The organism is Komagataeibacter europaeus LMG 18890 (assembly GCF_000285295.1).
Lineage (GTDB): Bacteria > Pseudomonadota > Alphaproteobacteria > Acetobacterales > Acetobacteraceae > Komagataeibacter > Komagataeibacter europaeus.
Genome location: NZ_CADP01000148.1, coordinates 1 through 5502, shown reverse-complemented (window position 1 = coordinate 5502; position 5502 = coordinate 1). Strand labels below are relative to the sequence as shown.

4 protein-coding genes and 1 pseudogene are annotated in these 5502 nt (G+C 57.5%); 2 read left to right on the top strand and 3 right to left on the bottom strand.

Annotation, left to right across the window (positions count from 1 at the left end; genetic code table 11):
* The first annotated feature begins 78 nt into the window (after window positions 1-78).
* Window positions 79-1110 (top strand): IS110 family RNA-guided transposase, encoded by a 1032-nt coding sequence (locus GEU01_RS19170; RefSeq protein WP_026018748.1) that lies wholly within the window; start codon window positions 79-81, stop codon window positions 1108-1110.
* Here GEU01_RS19170 and GEU01_RS23385 read toward each other — a convergent pair.
* Both GEU01_RS23385 and GEU01_RS19160 read right to left on the bottom strand, forming a co-directional pair.
* A complete protein-coding gene (locus tag GEU01_RS23385) occupies window positions 1099-2793 on the bottom strand; it encodes a PAS domain-containing protein (RefSeq protein ID WP_232272630.1) in 1695 nt (564 codons plus the stop codon). The two genes, GEU01_RS19170 and GEU01_RS23385, sit on opposite strands and share 12 nt — an antisense overlap.
* Before the next feature lie 220 nt (window positions 2794-3013).
* Window positions 3014-3463 carry a cupin domain-containing protein gene (locus GEU01_RS19160; protein ID WP_019087349.1) on the bottom strand — a complete coding sequence of 150 codons (450 nt, stop codon included), beginning with the start codon at window positions 3461-3463 and terminating at the stop codon, window positions 3014-3016.
* Between the two features lie 749 nt (window positions 3464-4212).
* On the opposite strand from GEU01_RS19160, the gene GEU01_RS23380 reads away from it, so the two are divergent.
* Entirely contained in the window at window positions 4213-5148 is a 936-nt protein-coding gene (locus tag GEU01_RS23380; RefSeq protein WP_232272629.1) for a class II histone deacetylase, read from the top strand.
* On the opposite strand, the pseudogene GEU01_RS25030 reads toward GEU01_RS23380, so the two are convergent.
* Window positions 5077-5502, bottom strand: a pseudogene (locus GEU01_RS25030) (IS5-like element IS1031A family transposase); the annotation flags it as partial. The gene GEU01_RS23380 and the pseudogene GEU01_RS25030 overlap by 72 nt on opposite strands.

Below are 5502 nucleotides of genomic sequence, written 5' to 3'. Positions count from 1 at the left end.
AGATGGGGTGGACGGCCTCCCTGCGGCATCAATGTGCCATGATGGAGGTTCACTGACCATCAGGAGGAGACCGCCCGTATGAAAGCTAGCATAATTGGCCTTGATATTGCCAAATCCGTTTTTCAGGCTCATGGGGCTGACGCAAATGGAAAGTGCGTTTTCAAGCGCAAGCTTGGTCGCAGTGAAGTTTCAGCATTTTTTGCAAAACTTGACCCATGTGAAGTTGTTCTGGAAGCCTGCGGGTCAGCTCATTACTGGGCACGGGTGATCAGCAGGATTGGTCATGATGTCAGACTGGTTCCTCCTGATCGGGTCAAATCATTTGTCAAAAAAGGCAAGAAAAACGACGCTGTTGATGCGGCTGCGATCTGCATGGCGGCGTCTCATCCTGATACGATGTGTGTTCCGATCAAGAGCGAAGAGCAGCAAGGTATCTTGTCACTGCATTCTACCCGCGCTCTTCTGGTCAAACAGCAGACCATGCTGAGTAATGCGTTACGGGCTCTTGCTTCCGAGTTCGGGCTGATAGCCCCTCTGGGCACACGCCATCTGCCAGAACTGATGGCAAAAATAGAGACATCAGCCGACCTGCCTGCTGCCATGAAGCAGAGTGCCATGTTGTTATTTGATCATTATGAAAAGGTCGCTCAGAGCATTGATACTTTGGAAGTGCAGATCCGGGCGCGTGCAAAAAGCGATGAGGATGCGCGTCGATTGATGACCATCCCTGGGGTCGGTCCCATAACGGCTTCTCTGATTGTCGCCTCGGTCGCGGATATTGGCTCCTTCGCCTCTGCGCGCCATTTTGCCGCCTGGCTTGGGCTTGTGCCTCGTCAGCATTCTACCGGCGGTAAAACCCGTCTGGGCAGGATTACCAAAACGGGCAACCGGCAGATAAGAACGTTGCTGGTTCTTGGTGCGACGGCCATGCTTCATCGTGCCCATAAGTGGGATAGCGCTGCGGGTCAGTGGCTATGCGAACTCATGGCGCGTCGTCCAAGGCGTCTGGCAACAGTTGCACTTGCCAATAAAATGGCTCGTATCATCTGGGCGTTGTTGTCACGTAAAGAGATCTATCGTCCGGCTGGTGTCAGTGTTTCAGCAGGCTGACCTGCACCAGCAGAACGATGGACACCGGAGCTTGCTCCGGTAGATCCGGCAGTATGTACGAACCGACGTGATGGGAAGACTGTCATTCAGCAACAGTTCAGGCCATACCGTTCGACCGTCTGTGCCCCTGAGCACGCGATACGAGATTGGTGCCTGACACGTGAGCGCACACCCATGATGGCCAGCGCATAAAGTCGCATAAACAGGCCGGACATAAGAGCGCATCTGACCGGGTCTTCGCGTTAAATCGGTATTCATCATCCAGCCGGTAGAATAATACGTTTTGGAAATGACATCGGGAGAACAATATGAGGTATTGCGCTTAAACGGCCGTCCACATAAGCGGTCGAGGTCGATGACCATGATGCTGAGGGGCGCTGTCGATGGCCGGGTGGACAGTTCCTGCATGCGGCGGTTGAGCCACATGCGGTTGGGCAGGCTGGTCAGCCGGTCGGTGTAGGACAGGCGGATGATCGAATCCCGGCTGCGCTGCTGTTCAATCGCCAGCATGGCCAGATGCACGCAGGCCCCGACAATGCGCCGGTGCCATGCCCCCGGTTGCCCCGGTGCGCGGAAATACAGCGAGAAGCTGCCCGCCACATCCCCATTGCGCAGGATGATGGGGACTGCCCATTCCGCAACGATCCCGTGCTGGCCTGCCACGTCACGCAGGGCGGGCCAGCGCGTCTCGGTCGTGAAGTCGGGCACGACCACGTCCTGCGCCGTGACGATTGCGGTACCGCAGGCCCCGACGGCGGTACTGGCTTCCAGCCCGTCGAAAGCCTGCAATACCGGCATGGGCAGCGCGCCGTGCCCGCCCGTGCGCAGGACACCGCCCGTGCCCAGCATGACCACCGCCATGCAGTCCGGCGCGATCAGTTCGATACGGCGGCACATGAAGTCCAGCATTTCGCGCAACGAAAGCTGGTCCGTCAGCGCCTCCACCACGTCGCGCTGCAGTTCGCGCAACTGCCGGTCATGGGTAATGTCGTGCAGGATGACGATAATATCCGCAAGCTGCCCATCGGCCCCGTAATGCGGGGTTACCGCACAGCGCAGCCACAGGTCCTTGCCCTGTTTTCCACGGGTATGGATATCCTGTTCAAACCCCGTGCGCCGCGCCAGATTCCGCCGGAACTGCCGCAGGGTGGCGATATCGCTTTCCCCGCCCGAAAGCAGCGTGCCGAACGGGGCATCGTGCAGGGCGGCGGGCTCCATCCCCAGCAGGTCGGTCAGGGCGCGGTTGGCGTGGGTGATGCGGTATTGTGGATCAAGGACCAGAATGCCCCGGTCCGTCGCCTGCACGATCAGGGCGCTGATTTCAGCGTCTTCGCGTGTCTGTTCTTCTTCCGTGCGGTCAAGCAGGGCCACCAGTTCGTACAGGCCGCCATCCCAGCTTATGCTTTCACGGTACAGGCGTACGGGCATGCCCAGACCGTCCTTGCGGCGCAGGGTGGTGCAACCGTCTTGTGTCGTGGGCATGGCCAGCGTGGCCGTGGCATCGACAGCCCTGTCGGGAAAGAGGCGGCCCAGGCGCGTTTCTGCCAGATCCGTGGCACTATAGCCGGTCAGGACACAGGCGCGCGGGTTACCGTACACAATGCGACCCGATACATCCGCCATCATCACGGCCATGGGCAGCTTTTCCAGCAGGGGGGAGGAAATCCGTGTGATGTCCGGCATGATCGCGTCTTTCACAATATAAAGGGTCATCATGCACCAGACAGGAAAGGGCTGTCGGGGGCATGCAGTGCCGTTGGGCAGGGGCAATGAAATGTTATTTTATTATTGACTATATTGCGGCAGTTTTATGGTCTGCCGCCCCAACCTCATTACATGGAAAAGGGACGTATTGACTGTCATGATCGGCCCTATGGAGACGGCGTGGCGTCAACGGGGCCGGTCAGTATTCCGGTTTTTCTCCCTTGGCCGGGATGGAGGGCTGCGTGCCCGGTGTCAGGGCATAGGTCAGTAGCACGACGGTCTGTGTGTCGCCGCTTTCCCCACGATGGGTGTCGTTCACGGATTCAGCGAACGCTTCGCCCTGATGAAAAGTTTCCGTCTTTCCACTGTCGCGGTCATGGATCGTCAGTTGCCCCTGCAGCACATAACCGGCATTGGGCACGGGGTGGGTATGCCATGGCAGGGCGGTATGGGCGGGAATGGTCAGCCGGATCATCATCAGTTCCGGCTGGGTGGCGGGGTATTTTTCATAGGCCACGCCATTCCATGATCTCGTGGCCTGCAGCAGGATGTCGCGGTGCCCGGATGCGACCGTCTGCGCATGGGCGGATGGGGCGACAATGGGTGCAAGCACAAGGCAGGCGGCCAGCGCAGGTATTGATCCGTGCATCTTCCCTCTTTCCGGTCTGTCATCGTTATTACAGGACATAGCGCCTGATGGCCGGATGCGGTTCCATGACTGTGGACCCTCACATGATATTGAGGGGATAAGGTATGGCAGGACATGAAGCCGGATGGTTCGGGTTCTGCCGGGACGTGCGGGACTGTATCTACCGGATATCGTCATTCCACAGGCAGTGTCTGGTAAATATTTTTGAAAACAGGCGAATCCAGAAACTTTTATTTTTTGTCATTCAGTTGTTGCAGGGTATTTCTGGCCGGTTCTCGCTCCGTTTGAGTATAACGCCATGTGGGCAACACTATTACCATAAAAAATTCGGCGTGCTGGCGGCCTGAATGACGGATCCTGCACTGTCACGACCTGTCTGCGGTTCTTCCGCAGGACATGGGCACCATTATTCTGAAATTCCCTTGCATGGCATATTTTATGGAAAATGGCGCAAAGTGACACATCTTTGGCGTGAACTGTCGTTTCGGTAAGCGAATGTCACATCCTAAGATAGCTTCCGGAATGACAGCGTGGCGTGAGTGGGAGACACATTCGACAGAACTGTAAAATTTCCATTTCATGATACCGGACAGGGGAAACGTGGCGGTGCATGTAAGGGCTGCGTCCATATTGTTCCGAAATAACAATGATATGGCGCTGGACCGTCGCATGATGGCGTGCACACCGAAGTGATATTTTCCCGATACAGGCAGGAGCGAAAAACATGAACAGGACAGGTTTTTTCTCGGATGAAGCATGTTTCTGGCATATATCGCAGCCCCATGTCGGGATTCTGCCCGTGGGTGGGTGGGTGGGTACAGCCTTCGGCCAGTTCCAGCCTGCCCGAATCTCCGGACAGCAAGAGACGGCTGAAAAGCCTTCTGGACATGTCGGGCCTGTTGGGAAAACTGACCAGCCTGAGCGCGCCCAGCGCCGGGGAGGAGGCCCTTCTGCGTATTCACGGCAGCGCCTACCTGGAGAAATTCCGTCGCGTAAGCGAAGCGGGTGGTGGCGTCATGGGGCCGGACGCCAGTTGCGGAAAAGGAAGCTACGACTACGCCCGCAAATCGACCGGACTGGTCATGCGCGCGGTTGACATGGTTCTTTCGGGCGATCTGGACAATGCCTACGCGCTCAGTCGTCCACCGGGGCACCACTGCCTTCCTGACGAGGGCATGGGCTTCTGCTTCCTGGCCAATATTCCCGTCGCCATAGAAGAGGCCAGACGCGTTCACAAGCTTTCCCGTGTTGCAGTCGTGGATTGGGACGTGCATCATGGCAACGGCACCGAAGCGATTTTCTATGATCGCCCGGATGTGCTGACAATTTCCATTCATCAGGAAAACTGTTACCCGACGGGGTCCGGCCATCCGGACCGACGGGGGGACGGCGCGGGTGAAGGATATAACATCAATATCCCGCTGCTGCCGGGTGGTGGACATGACGCCTATGTCGGCGCCATGGAAAAGATTGTCGTTCCCGCGCTGAAGGCCTACCAGCCCGAACTGATCATTGTTGCTTGCGGATATGACGCCAACGCTTTCGATCCGCTGGCACGCATGATGCTGCCCTCACGGACATACCGTTATCTGACAGCCCGATCCGAAAGTTTTTCAAGTTTGACAATGCCTTGCTGTCCGTCGTGTGAGCATGCGGATCGAGGCGATCAATGTCCATGCGGTTGAGGACGCAATGGATTGTTCCCAATCTTTGGCGAGCCGCCTGCACCGTCCCAGCCAGGCGAATGTCCGTTCAACCACCCAGCGGCGCGGCAGGATCTGAAAGCCTTTCACCGTATCGGACCGCCTGATGATTTCGACCGTCCATTTTCCCATGGAGGCGAGCGCGGATCGCAATTTCTCGCCAGCATAGCCGCCATCAGCGAAGATGTGGCGCAGCCAGGGAAAGCGCCTGCGTATTGCCGCCAGGACATCAACGGCCCCATCACGATCCTGGATATCGGCGGCATGAACGAGGAGAAAGATCAGGAAGCCGCAGGTATCAGTCACGATATGGCGCTTGCGGCCCTTGACCTTCTT

Coding starts and splice junctions, on each gene's coding strand:
- GEU01_RS23385 (WP_232272630.1), bottom strand. CDS start 2,793: ATGCCGGACATCACACGGATTTCCTCCCCCCTGCTGGAAAAGCTGCCC.
- GEU01_RS23380 (WP_232272629.1), top strand. CDS start 4,213: ATGAAGCATGTTTCTGGCATATATCGCAGCCCCATGTCGGGATTCTGC.
- GEU01_RS19160 (WP_019087349.1), bottom strand. CDS start 3,463: ATGCACGGATCAATACCTGCGCTGGCCGCCTGCCTTGTGCTTGCACCC.
- GEU01_RS19170 (WP_026018748.1), top strand. CDS start 79: ATGAAAGCTAGCATAATTGGCCTTGATATTGCCAAATCCGTTTTTCAG.